The 17,026-nt window shown below is 53.2% G+C and carries 8 protein-coding genes; 2 read left to right on the top strand and 6 right to left on the bottom strand.

Annotated elements, in window-relative coordinates:
• Window positions 1-8: 8 nt before the first annotated feature.
• From nrdA to ubiG, 3 genes are all read right to left on the bottom strand, one after another.
• A complete protein-coding gene (nrdA, locus tag AC0T7J_RS05515) occupies window positions 9-2,294 on the bottom strand; it encodes a class 1a ribonucleoside-diphosphate reductase subunit alpha (protein ID WP_473792704.1) in 2,286 nt (761 codons plus the stop codon).
• Window positions 2,295-2,831: 537 nt separating this feature from the next.
• Complete coding sequence (locus AC0T7J_RS05510; RefSeq protein WP_473792703.1) at window positions 2,832-4,163, bottom strand: gluconate:H+ symporter; 1,332 nt, start codon at window positions 4,161-4,163, stop codon at window positions 2,832-2,834.
• A 744-nt stretch (window positions 4,164-4,907) separates the two neighbouring features.
• Window positions 4,908-5,633: a bifunctional 2-polyprenyl-6-hydroxyphenol methylase/3-demethylubiquinol 3-O-methyltransferase UbiG gene (gene ubiG / locus AC0T7J_RS05505; protein WP_182500224.1), complete on the bottom strand. Its 726-nt coding sequence runs from the start codon at window positions 5,631-5,633 to the stop codon at window positions 4,908-4,910.
• A gap of 177 nt (window positions 5,634-5,810) precedes the next feature.
• Between ubiG and gyrA the strand changes: the two genes are divergently transcribed.
• On the top strand, window positions 5,811-8,483 hold the full coding sequence (gyrA, locus tag AC0T7J_RS05500) for a DNA topoisomerase (ATP-hydrolyzing) subunit A (protein ID WP_473792701.1): 2,673 nt from the start codon (window positions 5,811-5,813) through the stop codon (window positions 8,481-8,483).
• Between the two features lie 568 nt (window positions 8,484-9,051).
• A complete protein-coding gene (gene rcsC, locus AC0T7J_RS05495) occupies window positions 9,052-11,904 on the top strand; it encodes a two-component system sensor histidine kinase RcsC (RefSeq protein ID WP_473792700.1) in 2,853 nt (950 codons plus the stop codon).
• 53 nt (window positions 11,905-11,957) lie between these two features.
• Here the strand turns inward: rcsC and rcsB are convergent, their stop codons facing one another.
• Genes rcsB through AC0T7J_RS05480 form a run of 3 tightly spaced genes read right to left on the bottom strand, consistent with a single transcriptional unit; the run spans window position 11,958 to window position 16,441 of the window.
• Window positions 11,958-12,608: a response regulator transcription factor RcsB gene (gene rcsB, locus AC0T7J_RS05490; RefSeq protein WP_003854204.1), complete on the bottom strand. Its 651-nt coding sequence runs from the start codon at window positions 12,606-12,608 to the stop codon at window positions 11,958-11,960.
• A gap of 1 nt (window position 12,609) precedes the next feature.
• Entirely contained in the window at window positions 12,610-15,267 is a 2,658-nt protein-coding gene (gene rcsD / locus AC0T7J_RS05485) for a phosphotransferase RcsD (RefSeq protein WP_473792699.1), read from the bottom strand.
• Between the two features lie 19 nt (window positions 15,268-15,286).
• Window positions 15,287-16,441, bottom strand: coding sequence for an MFS transporter (locus AC0T7J_RS05480; RefSeq protein ID WP_473792698.1), 1,155 nt, complete (start codon window positions 16,439-16,441; stop codon window positions 15,287-15,289).
• Between the last annotated feature and the right edge of the window lie 585 nt (window positions 16,442-17,026).

Genomic DNA, 17,026 nt, shown 5'->3' with positions numbered 1-17,026 from the left:
CCTGACCATTAGATCTTACAGGCGCCGCTCTCGCAGCCATCATCCTGGATGGAAGGTGCCAGGTCATCCTGCGCATCTTCAGCACCGTCACGGGTGTTTTGATAGTAGAGCGTTTTCACGCCGAACTTATACGCCGTCAGCAGATCTTTCAGCAGCTGTTTCATCGGCACTTTACCGTTGGTGAAGCGCGACGGATCGTAGTTGGTGTTGGACGAAATCGCCTGGTCGATGAATTTCTGCATCAGACCCACCAGTTGCAGGTAGCCGTCGTTGTTCGGCATTTCCCACAGCAGCTCATACTGATCTTTCAGACGCTCATACTCCGGCACGACCTGACGCAGGATGCCATCTTTCGACGCTTTGATACTGATGTGGCCGCGTGGAGGCTCAATGCCGTTGGTGGCATTGGAGATCTGCGACGAGGTTTCAGACGGCATCAGCGCGGACAGGGTCGAGTTGCGCAGGCCGTGCGTTTTAATCTCTTCACGCAGGCTTTCCCAGTCGAGATGCAGCGGTTCATTACTGATCGCGTCCAGATCTTTCTTGTAGGTGTCGATCGGCAGAATGCCCTGCGCATAGGTGGTTTCATTGAACCACGGGCAGGCACCTTGCTCTTTCGCCAGCGCGTTTGAGGCTTTCAGCAGGTAATACTGAATGGCTTCAAAGGTTTTGTGTGTCAGGCCATTGGCGCTGCCATCGGAGTAGCGCACACCATGCTTCGCCAGATAGTAGGCGTAGTTAATGACGCCAATACCCAGGGTACGACGACCCATCGCGCCACGCTGGGCTGCCGGAATCGGGTAATCCTGATAGTCGAGCAGCGCATCAAGCGCACGTACTGCCAGGGTAGCCAGCTCTTCCAGATCGTCGAGGCTTTCGATGGCGCCGAGGTTGAACGCAGAGAGCGTACACAGGGCAATCTCACCGTTTTCGTCGTTCACATCTTCCAGCGGTTTGGTCGGCAGGGCGATTTCCAGGCAGAGGTTAGACTGGCGAACCGGCGCGATGCTCGGGTCAAACGGGCTGTGAGTGTTGCAGTGGTCGACGTTCTGAATGTAGATACGGCCAGTAGAGGCGCGTTCCTGCATCATCAGTGAGAAGAGATCGACCGCTTTGACACGCTGCTTACGGATGCTCTGATCCTGCTCATATTTGGTGTAGAGGCGTTCAAACTCATCCTGATCGGCAAAGAATGCGTCATACAGGCCAGGCACGTCAGACGGACTGAACAGAGTGATATCTTCGCCTTTCAGCAGGCGCTGATACATCAGCTTGTTGAGCTGTACGCCATAGTCCATGTGACGCACGCGGTTACCTTCAACACCACGGTTGTTCTTCAGCACCAGCAGGCTTTCGATTTCCAGATGCCACATCGGGTAGAACAGCGTGGCTGCGCCGCCACGAACGCCGCCCTGAGAACAGGATTTCACTGCGGTCTGGAAATGCTTGTAGAACGGGATACAGCCGGTATGGAACGCTTCACCGCCGCGAATCGGGCTGCCCAGCGCACGGATACGACCGGCGTTGATACCGATGCCGGCACGCTGAGAGACATATTTCACAATCGCGCTGGAGGTGGCGTTGATGGAGTCCAGGCTGTCGCCGCACTCAATCAGCACACAGGAGCTGAACTGACGCGTCGGGGTGCGTACGCCAGACATGATTGGTGTCGGCAGGGAGATTTTAAACGTCGAGATCGCATCATAGAAACGCTTGATGTAATCCATACGCGTGTCGCGCGGGTAGCCCGAGAAGAGGCAGGCGGCGACCAGAATGTAGAGGAACTGCGCGCTTTCGTAGATTTCACCCGAAACGCGGTTCTGCACCAGATATTTGCCTTCCAGCTGCTTCACAGCGGCATAGGAGAAGTTCATGTCACGCCAGTGGTCGAGGAACTCGTCCATCTGCGCAAACTCTTCCTGGCTGTAATCTTCCAGCAGGTGACGATCATATTTGCCCATGCCGACCATCTTAACGACCTGGTCATAGAGCTTCGGTGGCTCAAACTGACCATACGCTTTTTTGCGCAGGTGGAAAATTGCCAGGCGGGCAGCCAGGTACTGATAGTCAGGGGCATCGCGGGAGATGAGGTCTGCTGCGGCCTTAATAATGGTCTCATGAATGTCAGAGGTTCTGATGCCATCATAGAACTGAATGTGGGAACGCAGCTCAACCTGTGAAACTGAGACGTTGTTCAGCCCTTCAGCTGCCCAGTCCAGCACACGGTGAATTTTGTCGAGATCAATGCGCTCCTGGCGGCCATCGCGTTTAGTAACGAGCAGACTCTGGTTCATGTCGCGTATTTACCTTTGCGTGAGTATCCAAAAATTAAAAGAAATCCCGGTTTATACACAGCCTATTCATTGTGAATAATATGTGGATAAACACTACATCTAGGGGGTGATGAGAAAAGTCATAACTACATGGGGGCATATTTTAGTATTTTACGGCCGCTTAACAAGAGCAAAAAATGATGGCTGGAGGGGTTGTAATTCTTGCGAAATTTTTTAGCCCACGCCTTGTAAGGCCTGGCATCATGTCAACCAGATCACACTTTTTTTTCTTATTATGATCGGGCGCGTGTTTCTTATTCAATCCTCAGGATTCAGCAGGAAAAGGGATGAAAAATGGCTAAAAGCCGCTAGCGGGTTGCTGCGAGCGGGTCAGGCCATTGCCGCTGCTTCTGATGGCTCACCGCCAGAAACGCGTAACTCTCTGGCACATAACGGAATGCCTCCGTGTGCGCTCTCCTGCAGCAATCTCTCTTTGGCACGGAAGGGAGTAAAGTGAATTGCCTCTGACGTGAATCCTGTACGGCAGAGGCGGAAAAACTAAATAAGCTGGTTAATCAGGATGACCATGCCCAGACCCACGACCGAGTTGATCAACTCCAGCAGCCCCCAGGTTTTGAAGGTGTCTTTCATGGAGATACCAAAGGTCTCTTTGAACAGTAAAAAGCCACCGTCATACATCAGCGTGATGGTGTTGCTGCCGCAAGCTACGGCAAGCACCATCAGCGCCGGATTAAGATGAAAGGCTTCGATCATCGGGGCCACGATGCCCGCTGAGGTAATGGCGGCTACCGCGCCCTGGCCGGTAAGAATGCGGATCACTGCCGTGATTAACCAGGCAATGATAAAAGGTGAGAAGGGCACATGACTCATGAGCTGGACAATGCTGTCACCCACATCAGAATCGATGATCACCTGTTTAAGGATACCGCCGGCGCTGATGACAAACAGCACATTGGAAATTTGCGAAATCGAGTGGGTGACGTGCTCTGTTATGCCTTCGGAAGTCATCCCCCGTTTAACCCCCAGAAACCACATCGCAGCCAGCGTGGCGAACAGCATGCTGACCTCCGCGCTGCCCAGCAGTTTAAAGACGCGTGTCAGCTCAGCGCCATCACCGGCCAGGGGTTTGACCACTGACGCCATAATCATCAGCACTGCCGGGATCAGCGGGATCAGAATACTGATTCTGAAAGAAGGAAGATCTTCAGGTGCCAGCTCTTTTATCGGTTTGATCATTGAATTAAGCGGAATACGGCTGATTCCCGGCAGGAAACGAGGCAGTAAAACGCCCGCGCAAAACAGGGCAGGGATAATCACCACGACGCCGTAAAGATAGACCTGAACGATATCCGCGTTAAATGCGCTGATGAGGGCAACCGGCCCCGGCTGTGGCGGAAACAGGCTGTGTCCCATGGTGGCGCCGGCCACCGTCGGGATGACCAGCTTCATGTAAGGGATATCCGCTTTTTTAGCTATGTTCATCACCAGCGGCATGGCAATCAGAAAGGCGACCTCGTAGAACATCGCAATACCGAATATGACGCCGATAAACATCAGCCCGGTCGAGAGGAAGCGAGTGCCACAATGGCGGATGACCGTATCCGCTATCTGCTGGCTTGCACCCGATTCGGTCATGAACTTGCCAATAATCGCGCCAAATATGATGATCAGCGCAAGGTGACCCATGATGCTGCCGATCCCCATCTGGACTACGCCGACAATTTTATCTGACGGAATGCCCACCATGATGGCAACAAACATGCCCGCAATCAGCAGAGAGAAGACGTTGTGGAATTTATATTTCATATTGAGTACGACTAATATCGCGATACCTGCCAGTACCCAAAAAAGCGATAAAAAGGGCGTCATGATTATCCTTAACAGTGATGAAGTTAATCTTATCCAGGCATAAACGACTGCCCGTTATTATTCTGGCTGGTAACTTATTCAGCACCGTTTGCCCTGTTCAGAATTAAAATCGCTGTTTGTCTGGCCGGAGGCTTTCGCCTTAATCGCCATTTATAGCGCTCACTGTAGCGACGTTTACAGATTGATTGCCGGGCTATACAGGCTTCAGCCCTCTTTATCTAAGGCTTAAAAAGCAATGTCACTGAGTATCAGGCGATGCTACCATTCTAGTATATTGAGTTGCGGCTGGAAGTTTTTTGAAGCGTGTCACAGTGTGTTAAAACCATCACTTCAGAGCGATATGAGCGCATTGACAGGACAAGTTCTTTACCTGATGAATAATTAAATCTGGGGCTTTATCAACGTGATTTTTATTTTTTTATTTTTAATATCAATAAGTTTTAAAGGGCAGGGTTGAGTCAGTAATCCGGTTTAATGAATTTAAGCCAATCGGCTATTAAGGCCTGATTTTAATTATTCTCATGCACTGAACGTGGTTTTATTCAGTTTTGGTGAAGGTGTTATTTTAATGTGCCAGGGAAGATTATCAGGCAGGGATGGGCTATGAAAAGCGCGCCTCTATTTAGCGTGATTCGTAACTGAATACTGTAATGGTTACTGTTAATGCGCGGACAGTTTTATTTGAACTGTTAATGCAAGTCAGACTTCAATATTACCCGCCTGCTTTCAGGCGGGTAATATCACTCAGACAGCGCGGTGGGTATGCACCATATAATTCACGTCAGTACCGGGAGCCAGTTTGAAGCGGTTGGTCACCGGGTTGTAGTGCAGGCCAATGATGTGGCGTTCACGCAGGGCCGTTTCATCGACCCAGCCCAGCAGTTCGGAAGGACGGATAAATTTCTTCACGTCGTGGGTGCCGCGCGGCAGCATGCGCAACACATATTCCGCGCCAAATATCGCCAGCAGCCAGGCTTTTGGATTGCGGTTCAGCGTAGAGAAAAAGACTTCGCCGCCGGGTTTGACCAGCTTCGCACAGGCGTGAATCACTGAGCGCGGATCCGGCACGTGTTCCAGCATCTCCATGCAGGTCACCACATCATATTTTCCGGCGTGCTGCTCCGCATGCTCTTCTACGGTCTGCTGCACGTAGTCCAGCGTCACGCCGCTCTCCAGAGCATGCAGGCGCGCCACGGCCAGCGGTTCCGCGCCCATGTCCAGACCCGTGACCACGGCACCTTCGCGCGCCATGCTTTCGGCTAAGATGCCGCCGCCGCATCCGACGTCGAGCACGGTTTTACCGAACAGACCGTTGCTGTGCTGCGCGATATAGCCCAGGCGCAGCGGGTTAATGCGGTGCAACGGTTTAAATTCACCCTCCAGATCCCACCAGCGCGAGGCAACGGCCTCAAACTTGGCAATTTCCTGCGCATCGACGTTCTGCTGATGATTCTGCGGTTGTGCATTCATTGAATCGTAACTCCTGACAAAATGTGTCCACAGTATAAACGCTTAACCGCGGATGGCACACCTTTCAGGCGCAAGGAAAAGCGGGTGAAATCGGTGGTTAACGTTCACCAGAGCATTGCAGTGTGATATACTTTCGCACCTTTAAAATCCGGGATTAAGTAGAGGGATAGCGGCTCCATGAGCGACCTTGCGAGAGAAATTACACCGGTCAATATCGAAGAAGAATTAAAAAATTCTTACCTCGGTTACGCCATGTCGGTCATCGTTGGCCGAGCTTTACCCGATGTGCGTGATGGCCTGAAGCCGGTTCATCGCCGCGTACTTTTTGCGATGAGCGTACTGGGTAACGACTGGAACAAACCCTATAAAAAATCTGCCCGCGTCGTCGGTGACGTTATCGGTAAATATCACCCGCATGGTGATTCCGCCGTTTACGACACCATTGTACGTATGGCCCAGCCTTTCTCCCTGCGTTACATGCTGGTGGACGGACAAGGCAACTTCGGTTCCATCGACGGCGATTCTGCCGCGGCGATGCGTTATACCGAAATTCGCATGTCGAAAATCGCCCACGACCTGCTAGCTGACCTGGAAAAAGAGACCGTCGATTTCGTACCGAACTACGACGGCACTGAGCAGATCCCTGAAGTTCTGCCGACCAAAATTCCTAACCTGCTGGTGAACGGCTCTTCCGGTATCGCCGTGGGTATGGCAACCAACATTCCGCCGCATAACCTGCGTGAAGTGATTAACGGCTGCCTGGCTTATATTGAAAATGAAGACATCAGCATTGAAGAGCTGATGGAGCACATTCCGGGGCCTGATTTCCCGACCGCCGCTATTATCAATGGTCGCCGTGGCATCGAAGAAGCGTACCGCACCGGACGCGGTAAAATTTATATTCGTGCGCGTGGCGAAGTGGAAGCTGATGCTAAAACGGGCCGCGAGACCATCATCATTCATGAGCTGCCGTATCAGGTTAACAAGGCACGCCTGATTGAGAAGATTGCGGAGCTGGTGAAAGAGAAGCGTGTCGAAGGCATCAGCGCACTGCGCGATGAGTCTGATAAAGACGGCATGCGTATCGTGATTGAGATCAAGCGCGATGCGGTCGGCGAAGTCGTGCTGAATAATCTCTATTCACTGACTCAGTTGCAGACCTCGTTTGGTATCAACATGGTCGCCCTGCATCAGGGTCAGCCGAAGATCATGGCGCTGAAGGAAATTCTGGACGCCTTTGTTCGCCATCGTCGTGAAGTCGTAACGCGTCGTACTATCTTTGAACTGCGTAAAGCGCGCGATCGTGCGCATATCCTGGAAGGTCTGGCGATTGCGCTGGCGAATATCGATCCTATTATCGAGCTGATTCGTCGTGCACCAAACCCGGCAGAAGCGAAAGCGGGTCTGATTGCGCAGGCGTGGGATCTCGGTAACGTGTCAGCGATGCTGGAACGTGCTGGTGATGACGCCGCCCGTCCGGAGTGGCTGGATCCACAGTACGGTATCCGTGATGGTCAATACTATCTGACCGAGCAGCAGGCTCAGGCGATTCTGGATCTGCGTCTGCAGAAACTGACCGGCCTTGAGCACGAGAAGCTGCTGGATGAGTATAAATCACTGCTGGAGCAGATCGCTGAGTTGCTGCGCATTCTGTCAAACGCAGACCGTCTGATGGAAGTGATCCGCGAAGAGCTGGAGCTGATGCGTGATCAGTTTGGTGATGAGCGTCGCACAGAGATTACCGCCAACACGGCTGACATTAATATCGAAGACCTGATCAATCAGGAAGATGTTGTGGTGACATTGTCGCATCAGGGCTATGTGAAGTATCAGCCGCTGACCGACTATGAAGCGCAGCGTCGTGGTGGTAAGGGCAAGTCAGCCGCACGTATCAAAGAAGAGGACTTCATTGATCGTCTGCTGGTCGCCAATACGCATGACACGATTCTTTGCTTCTCAAGCCGTGGCCGTCTCTACTGGATGAAGGTTTATCAGTTGCCGGAAGCAAGCCGTGGCGCACGTGGACGTCCAATCGTCAACCTGCTGCCGCTGGAAGCCAACGAACGTATTACGGCGATTCTGCCGGTACGTGAGTATACCGAAGGCTTTAATATCTTTATGGCGACCGCGCTCGGTACCGTGAAGAAGACCGCCCTGAAAGAGTTCAGCCGCCCACGCAGCGCGGGCATTATTGCCGTGAATCTGCGTGACGACGATGAGCTGATCGGTGTGGCGCTGACCAACGGTAATGATGAAGCGATGCTGTTCTCAGCGGCCGGTAAAGTGGTGCGCTTTGCAGAAACCGCAGTCCGCGCGATGGGTCGTACCGCCTCTGGCGTACGCGGCATCAGGCTGGCTGAAGGCGATCGCGTTGTGTCATTGATTGTGCCGCGTGAAGAGGGTGCAATTATGACCGTGACGCAGAATGGTTACGGCAAGCGTACTGCCAACAGCGAATACCCGACCAAGTCGCGTGCGACTCAGGGTGTTATTTCAATCAAAGTGACCGAACGTAATGGTCCGGTGATTGGCGCCGTTCAGGTCGTTGATGGCGATCAGATTATGATGATCACCGATGCCGGTACGCTGGTGCGTACCCGCGTTTCAGAAGTCAGCGTCGTGGGGCGTAATACCCAGGGTGTGATTCTGATTCGTACCGCAGAGGATGAGAACGTCGTGGGTCTGCAGCGTGTTGCCGAGCCGGTTGAAGAAGAAGAGCTGGATTCAATCGACGGTAGCGTGGCGGAAGGCGAGGAAGATATCGCGCCGGAAGCAGAGCTCGACGATGAAGAGATTGCGCCGGAAGCGGATGCAGAAGACGAAGACGACGCGGCTGAAGACGAAGAGTAATTTGTCTGGCATGAGCTGAGGGTCGTTGCAGAAACGGCAGGTCAGGGGAAACCCGGCCTGCCGTTTTTTTATGTGTCTGGTTGGGATTTGGGTGTCGCTTTGAGGGGATGAGCGTGTTGTTTCAGGTGTGAGAGGCGGGTCGGGAAAGTGGCTGGCTGGTGACTGGTGACTGGTGGCTGGTGGCTGGTGGCTGGCGGCTGATGGCTGTGAGTCGGGAGCCGCCGAAAGGCCTGCTGTGCCCGATCGCAAAGGATTCCCGCATCCGTGCGGATCGGCCACGCCATCCCTGGCGTGGACGCTTTGCTCTTCGGGCACAGCAGGCCTTTCTTGTTGGGATTTGGATGTCGCTTTGAGGGGATGGGCGTGGTGTTTGAGGTGTAGAGGCAGGCCTTTCTTATTGGAATGGTGGAACCGCTTTGAGCAGATGCAGATGTTGCTTTGGCTGTCTTAAAAGATTCCCAAACCGCCCGCTAAGCCTGCGGCTGGCTGGCTTTTTACGCCCGATAAAGCTAGTGTATGGGCATTAAAAATCAATGATGCGACTAACCTTGCCAACTGCGAGTCACCTTTGAAATATCCTGTCTCTTTCCGCACTACGCTTCGCATCTCGCGCTATCTTTTCCGCGCGCTGGCGCTGCTAATCTGGACGCTGGGCGCCGTACTTACTGCGTTTTACATTATCAGCGTGCTGCACAATAAAGAGACGCAGGTTCGGCAGGAGTTTGCCAGTAACTACGGCACGATACAGTGGTATGTGCGCCATTCGGCGGACATGATGCGTGAGTTAAAATATATCACCGAGAACCGCTTAACCAATGCCAGCAGCGGTCTGGATGTGCTGACTGGCATGATGCCAGGCAAAACATCCCAGCCCCAGTTTACGCCGCTGTTTTCGGATGGCGACTGTACCTCGATGAGCAATACCTGGCGCAACTCGCTCGATTCACTCAGTTACTACATCAATTACTGGAAAAGTAACTTCGCCTCATCGTATGAGCTGAATCGGGTGTTCTTTATCGGTGGCGAGAGCCAGTGTCTGGCCGACTTCACGATTGGCAGCAGCAATGCTGACCGGGAACGCAGCCTGAAATCGCTGCGTGAGAATGTGCTGCGCTATCGCAATAGCAGCGAAGAGGATCGCCGCAATCCGATGTACTGGATTAACAGTAGTGCTCAGCCAGGCGTCGGAACCTTCTTTATGGTGGTGCCCGTCTACGTTGCTAATAAGTTACAGGCGCTGCTGGGCGTCGAACAGAATATCCGGCTGGATGAGTTTATTCAGCCGGGTAGCCTGCCGGTTATCGCCTCCATAACCGATGAAAATTATCGTCCACTGCTAAATTCGCGGCGCGGCGGGCTGGGCTTCTCGCTCGACAGTCTGCCCGATGATAAAACCTGGTTCGGATACCTGAATGGTTATCGTCAGCTGGTCCTGAAAAAGCCGCTGCCGCCCTCCGATCTTAACGTGGTGTGGTCGATATCTACCGATGTGATGGTGGATCAGCTCAAGCTGATGATCATTAATGCGCTGCTGCTCAATATTTTCAGCGGAGTTATTCTGTTTACCCTCGCCTGGCTGTTTGAGCGCCGGATGTTCCTGCCGGCGGAGGAGAATGCGCACCGGCTGGAAGAACATGAGCAGTTTAACCGTAAGATTGTCGCCTCTGCACCGGTCGGGATCTGTATTTTGCGCACCAGCGACGGCACCAATATTCTGAGTAACGAGCTGGCGCACAATTATCTGACGTTGCTGACGCAGGAAGATCGCCTGCGATTGAATGAGATTATTGGCGGGCAGCAGGTCAACTTTGTCGATGTACTCACCGGCAGCAATACCAACCTGCAAATCAGCTTTGTGCATTCGCGCTATCGTAATGAAAATGTGGCGATTTGCGTGCTGGTGGATGTCTCGGCGCGTGTGCGGATGGAGCAATCTCTGCAGGAGATGGCCCACGCGGCAGAGCAGGCGAGCCAGTCAAAATCGATGTTCCTTGCCACGGTCAGTCACGAACTGCGCACGCCGCTGTATGGCATTATCGGTAATCTCGATCTGCTGCAGACCAAAGAGCTGCCCAGCGGTATCGACTCGCTGGTGACGGCGATGAACAACTCTTCCAGCCTGCTGCTGAAAATCATCAGCGATATTCTCGACTTCTCAAAAATCGAATCAGAGCAGCTGAAAATTGAGCCGCGTCCGTTTGCTCCACGTGAAATCGTGACCCACATCGTCGGCAACTATCTGTCGCTGGTGGTGAAAAAGCGGCTTACGCTCTACTGCTTTATCGAACATGACGTTCCGCAGGTTCTTGACGGTGATCCGCTCCGCCTGCAGCAGGTGATCTCGAACCTGCTGAATAACGCGATTAAATTCACGCACACGGGCTGTATTATCCTCCACGCTTACGTTGCGCAGGGTTATCTGGCATTCCGCGTCCGTGATACTGGCGTCGGCATTCCGGCGAAAGAACTGCCACGCCTGTTTGATCCCTTCTTCCAGGTAGGAAATGGGGTGCAGCGCAATTTCCAGGGAACGGGGCTGGGGCTGGCGATCTGTGAAAAGCTGATCAATATGATGGACGGCGACATTGAGGTCGATTCAGAGCCAGGTATGGGCAGCCAGTTTATCGTGCGCATTCCGATCTACAAAGGCCAGAAGCCGTCACTGATGCTGCTGGAAGATTTACAGGATAAGAGAATCTGGCTGGCGATGCGTAATGAGTATCTCGCGGAATTTATCACGCGTCAGATTCAGCAGCAGGGTATTCAGGTCGCGGAATATAACGGTAAGCCTGGCCATGACGATGTGGTGATGACCGATTACGAACTGGAGATAGATGTCCCGCTGCGCGCGCTGGTCACTTTTGATGGATCGCATGTGGATATGCCGCGTGAACGTCAGCCCGGCCGCTGGATCCACTCTACCGCCACGCTGCACGAGGTTCCGGCACTGCTGGCGCGCATCTATCGGATCGCACTGGGCCACGACGCCGCAGATGCGCTGTTGCTGGCCGCGCCGGTAGAAGAGAAAGTGCATAACGATGACATTATGGTGTTGATTGTCGATGACCATCCGATTAACCGTATGCTGCTGTCAGAACAGCTCGGCACGCTGGGCTATCAGGTGAAAACTGCGCAGGATGGCGTTGATGCGCTTAACGTACTGAGTCGTAATGAGATCGACATTGTGCTCACGGACGTGAACATGCCGAACATGGATGGATATCGCCTGACGCAGCGACTGCGTCAGCTGGGTCATCTCTTCCCGGTCGTTGGCGTGACGGCGAATGCACTGGCAGAAGAAAAGCAGCGTTGTATGGATGCGGGCATGGATAACTGCCTGTCGAAACCGGTGACGTTAGATGTGCTGAAAGTGACGCTGGCAATCTATGCTGAGCGGGTGCGTAAAACGCGGAGGGGATAGGGCAGGAGAGGGCAGAGGCGAGGCGGTGCAGGCTGCACCGCCTCAGAAGTAACTTAGTCTCTTTCGACCTGACTCTGGCTGACAGACGACAGGTAGTTGAGCAGTGCGATATCATTATCCACGCCCAGTTTCATCATCGCTGATTTCTTCTGGCTACTGATGGTTTTGATACTGCGGTTCAGCTTCTTGGCGATTTCAGTCACCAGGAAACCTTCTGCAAACAGACGGAGCACTTCGCTCTCTTTCGGTGACAGGCGCTTGTCGCCATAACCACCCGCGCTGATCTTCTCCAGCAGTTTCGCAACGCTTTCCGGCGTATATTTCTTGCCTTTCTGCAGTGCAGCCAGCGCTTTTGGTAAATCGGTAGGCGCGCCCTGTTTCAGGACAATCCCTTCGATATCGAGATCAAGCACGGAACTCAGAATCGCCGGGTTATTGTTCATGGTCAGAACAATAATCGAGAGATCCGGATAGTGGCGCTTAATATATTTAATCAGCGTAATACCATCGCCATACTTCTCACCTGGCATAGAGAGGTCGGTGATCAGGACGTTGGCGTCAAGCTTGGACAGATTATTGATCAGTGCTGTTGAGTCTTCGAACTCACCTACAACGTTGACCCATTCAATTTGTTCCAGAGACTTTCGGATACCGAAAAGGACAATTGGATGGTCATCGGCAATAATTACGTTTAAGTTATTCATCTTATTGGTTACCTTGCTGCAGCAGTTGATTGACGTAAGCGTCAATATCACTGGTGGTATTTGTAATGTTTGAATCGTCACACGCTTTAATGTGGTGTTCTAACTCTTCACAAAGCTGTTTGCCGGGAGTCAGATTGAGCATGGCAAACACGCCCTTTAGGCGATGCGCTGTCTGAGCAAGCGAGGCGTAGTCCTTTTCCGCCGACTCAGTATACAGTCTCTTCACATCAACCGGTACTGTCTCCGTAAACAGCTGGAAATAGCCGCCGCTCATCAATGGCGTGGCCGCGTCGTCTTCCATGTCGTTATCCATCACATCATGTGACAGTTGCTTCTCTATCAGTGCCAGCAATGCATCCAGCAGCGCATTACTGAGATTGAAATTGACCCGATACTGCTGGTCGTTCAGTGCATGGTGCCCCAGTTCATCTTCCGCCAGCAGCAGTGCCCAGCCGCTAAGCTTCGAGGGATCGTCGGTCACCAGCACATCGTGATCCTGACCGGAAATGCGTTCGTCCGGTGTCAGACAACGCGCTCCCCAGTTTTCCAGATGGCGGCAGACAATTTTATGCACGTCCTCCACGGTGATCTCCACCAGCGCGGTAACGCCATCCAGAATTTTTTCCTCTTCTTCTTCGCGCTTCTGCTCCAGCACCAGCGGCAACTGCATGTTGTAGCGCGTGCCGATATCCGCTTTTGCCACGATATCGAGGCTGCCGCCCATCTGCTTGCAGAGCTGCTTACAGAGGAAGAACGCCATGCCAGAAGCCTGTCCGTAGCGATCCTGACTGGTATCGCCCAGGAACGGGAAGTCGACATTAGCCAGTTCATCCACCGTCAGGCCCGCACCGGTATCTACCAGTTCGATAATCAATCTATCGGCCTGCTTGTCCGCAGCCTTAACTTCCAGGGTAATTTTACCCCAGCGGGTGGTGGTCAGGGCATAGTGCATCAGCGTGATCAGCACTTTGCGCAGGGCGCGACGGTCGCCAAATCGCGTCTCATCATTAGCCAGGTGATTATTCACCACCAGCGACAGCCCTTTGCGGCGCATCAGCGGCAGGCTTTCCAGCGCGATCTCATCCAGCAGTTCCTGCAGGTTAAAGACGGTCGCATCGGGTGACCAGTCGTGCGCCTCAAGCCGGTTCAGCAGCACGATATCATCCACCAGCCGCGCTAGCCCCTGACTCTCATCGAGCAGGTCCAGCACGGTCTCATCGGCATCACGCTGACTGAGCTGAACCAGCTGCGTCACCATCTTCTCCAGTGGCTGATTCAGCGCATGGCCCAGATTGTGCAGCAGTTGCTGTCGCATCTGATGGTTGCGATCCAGCACCTGTTGCGCTTTTTGTAGCTTCTTATTCACCAGCAGCTCGCGATCCTGGTCACGCATCATAAACAGCTGCGTATGCGGCGACAGCACGCTGCGGGCGTGGCGAATCTCATATACTTCGTTATTGATGGTGGCCTGCAACACGCCCTGATGCTGGTCGGACATGTTAATGATCTTCTGCAGATTGAGGTGAGGCAAAAGATGTTCAGCAATCTTATTGCTCAGCAGAGTACGGTTGCTGGCAAAGTCATACACCAGCAGACCGACCGGCAGACTGGCCACAATCTCTTCATTCAATACCCGCAGCGAATCGAGTTCCGCGCTCTGGTTCTCGCTGGGACGCAGCGACTGCTGGCGCAGCAGCACGATACCCGCCAGTGAGAGCAGGAACAGCAGCAGATTAATCAGCAGTGGCCACAGCAGATTGTGCAGCGTGTCGATAATCAGACGGCTAACCGGCACCTGATAGACCAGCTGCAGCGAGGTGCTGGGCAGGGTAGCCGTAATCTCGACATTGGGATTAACCAGTGAAATGCGGGTATTTTCCACCTCCTGCTGTTCACTGCTGCTGGCAGGCATTGTGCTGTCCTGACGCAGCTGGAAGTTTTCCAGCGGCATGTTCTGCGGAACAATATCGTTAACCGGCAGATCAAAGGCGACCACCGTGGCCAGATGGCCTGGCTGGTTGAAGGTGGTACGCAGCGTGAAATAGTGATCGTTCTGGAAAGCGAGGTGGCGCAGCGGTGAGAAACTCTCACGCTCATCCAGCGCATTCGCCTGCTGTAACATCTCAGCACGACGTCCATCAACCATTGAACTGATGGCGCTCTCTTTATAACGCGTCGCCATATCTTTCAGCGGCAGGGTCGAGATCATAATCAGGCTATTGTCCTGACCATTTAAAAAGTACATCGACCAGGTGGGATTTTCCGCACCCCACAGCGTGTCGAGATAGTTCGACATCCGCATGGTCATGTCCAGCGTACTGCTGTCATGTGAGCCGAAAATCAGCGCTTCCGTTTTACGCCGGGTTTTTTCCAGGTAATAGACATCAGGACGCAGTCGCGTCTCCTGCAGGTTACTGCCGGGTGTTGCACCTGCCGCACTGGTGGAGAGATTTTCATAGATCTGCCAGGTGGCAAAGCGATAGGCATCGATACGCTTCTGCACGTCACGTGCCAGATCGTCCATGGCATAGCGTTTGGCGGTCAGCCAGGCATTGACCGAGTTATGCACCATAAAGCCCAGCGCCAGCAGGAGCACCAGATTGAAAACCACAAAAAAGCGGGTGACATTGCCGGAGGTCAGTGGAAACTTATACAACATAGCGTGTCAGGTACCTGAATTATCGCGCAACTTTTCGCGCACTGGCGGCTACCGCTAACAGCAACAGGGCGATCACTAAAAATGCGCCGCTGAGGCTGATCCATTGCGAAATGAATCCGATTAAAGCCGGACCTGAGAGAATACCCGCATATCCCAGCGTTGTCATGGCAGAAATCGCCAGGTTCGCAGGCATATCCTGTTGATTCCCGGCAGCATTGAACAACATCGGCACCGTGTTAGACAAACCAAAGCCGACCAGCAGGAAAGCGAGCAGGGCGATCTCCGGCCACGGCAGCCAGACGGCCAGACTCATGCCCGCGGCGGCGGTCAGCGCGCCGGTCAGCATCACCGGGTAGCGACCAAAACGCTGGATGATCTTATCGCCGCTAAAACGGCCCAGCGTCATAGCTATGGAAAAGACCGCATAGCCCAGCCCGGCCCAGGCGGGTGACATATCCGGGTTCTGCAGCAGCAACAGCGCGCCCCAGTCCAGCACGGCCCCTTCCGCCAGGAACAGGATAAAGCAGAGCAGGCCAAGAAACGCGACCCAGCCACGGGGGATTACCAGCCAGGGTTGATCGGGCTGATGCAGGCGTTCATTCATTAATACTGGCAGACGCCACAGCAACAGCATCACCATCACTGCCATCACCACCAGTATGGCGGCCAGAGGGGTAAAAGACTGGCTCAGCAACAGGCTGACCGTGCCCGCACCCAGAATCCCGCCAAGACTGAAGAAACCATGGAAGCCGGACATCATCGGTTTATCCGCCGCCTGCTCAACCTGAACCGCCTGATAATTCATCGCCACATCCAGCATGCCCAGCCCGGCGCCAAACAGCATCAGCGCTGCCGCCATGACCAGATGAGAATCAGCCGTGGCCAGCAGCGGCATCATCATCAGTACTAACAGGGTAGAGAAGCACATCACCCGACGGCAGCCAAATCGCGCCACCAGTGTGCCGGTCACCGGCATCGCGGCCAGCGAACCAATACCCAGACAGAGCAGTAACGCGCCCAGGGATGCGCCGCTGAGCTGCAGACGATCGCGCGCAAACGGCACCAGCGGAGCCCAGGCTGACATCCCTAAGCCATTGATCAAAAAGATGGTGCGCGTGCCCCAGTTCAGGCGGCTCTGATGTTTGTTTTGTTGTGCAGCGTCCAGTGCGGTCATAGGTCAGATTCATCAATGGTAAAGCGGAAAAGTGTAGCACTGGCCGAGAGTCAGTGGCCGTTGCGCCTCTGATAAGGAAGGGGGCAGCAACATGGCATAAATGACAAAACCGGGAGTTTACCGACTTTTGTCGCACTGCGAATTTTTTCCAGAACTTTCCTGGCATGACCGCCGCCTCGCAGAATGACTTAACTCAAATTTCACTGGCGGTTTTCAACGACTTGCTGCTGAAAAACCGGATCAGGACCACGCATAAATGATGGCTGAATCGCTTAATGAACAAATTTTTTTTAGCGCCCTAATGTTCCGGTAGTGGTGGTTATTTAACCTTTCCGCATCATTTTTGGAAATAGTCAGCAATAAATTGACATGTAAAAACAAAGGCAAAGCGGGTTTTATGATAGCCATACTTCAAGCATGGCTTATGTAATGAAGATTGAATCATAATGAAATCTGTACATTGAAATTGTTTTTTAACACGGCTACGCTAAACGTTAATCTGTCAGAAACGTTACATTCTGCGTGAGTCTGTACAATTAAAACTAACAATAATAGCGTCATTCTTCACTCTGATTAGGGGCGTGT

The organism is Pantoea sp. E956-1, from assembly GCF_982223955.1.
The sequence above is the reverse complement of the archived record's forward strand: the minus strand, read 5'-3'. Positions and strand labels throughout refer to the sequence as shown.

What these genes read in the sequence shown, in the direction of transcription:
- nrdA (WP_473792704.1), bottom strand. Translation starts at nt 2,294, where the DNA reads ATGAACCAGAGTCTGCTCGTTACTAAACGCGATGGCCGCCAGGAGCGC.
- rcsD (WP_473792699.1), bottom strand. Translation starts at nt 15,267, where the DNA reads ATGTTGTATAAGTTTCCACTGACCTCCGGCAATGTCACCCGCTTTTTT.
- rcsB (WP_003854204.1), bottom strand. Translation starts at nt 12,608, where the DNA reads ATGAATAACTTAAACGTAATTATTGCCGATGACCATCCAATTGTCCTT.
- gyrA (WP_473792701.1), top strand. Translation starts at nt 5,811, where the DNA reads ATGAGCGACCTTGCGAGAGAAATTACACCGGTCAATATCGAAGAAGAA.
- AC0T7J_RS05480 (WP_473792698.1), bottom strand. Translation starts at nt 16,441, where the DNA reads ATGACCGCACTGGACGCTGCACAACAAAACAAACATCAGAGCCGCCTG.
- AC0T7J_RS05510 (WP_473792703.1), bottom strand. Translation starts at nt 4,163, where the DNA reads ATGACGCCCTTTTTATCGCTTTTTTGGGTACTGGCAGGTATCGCGATA.
- ubiG (WP_182500224.1), bottom strand. Translation starts at nt 5,633, where the DNA reads ATGAATGCACAACCGCAGAATCATCAGCAGAACGTCGATGCGCAGGAA.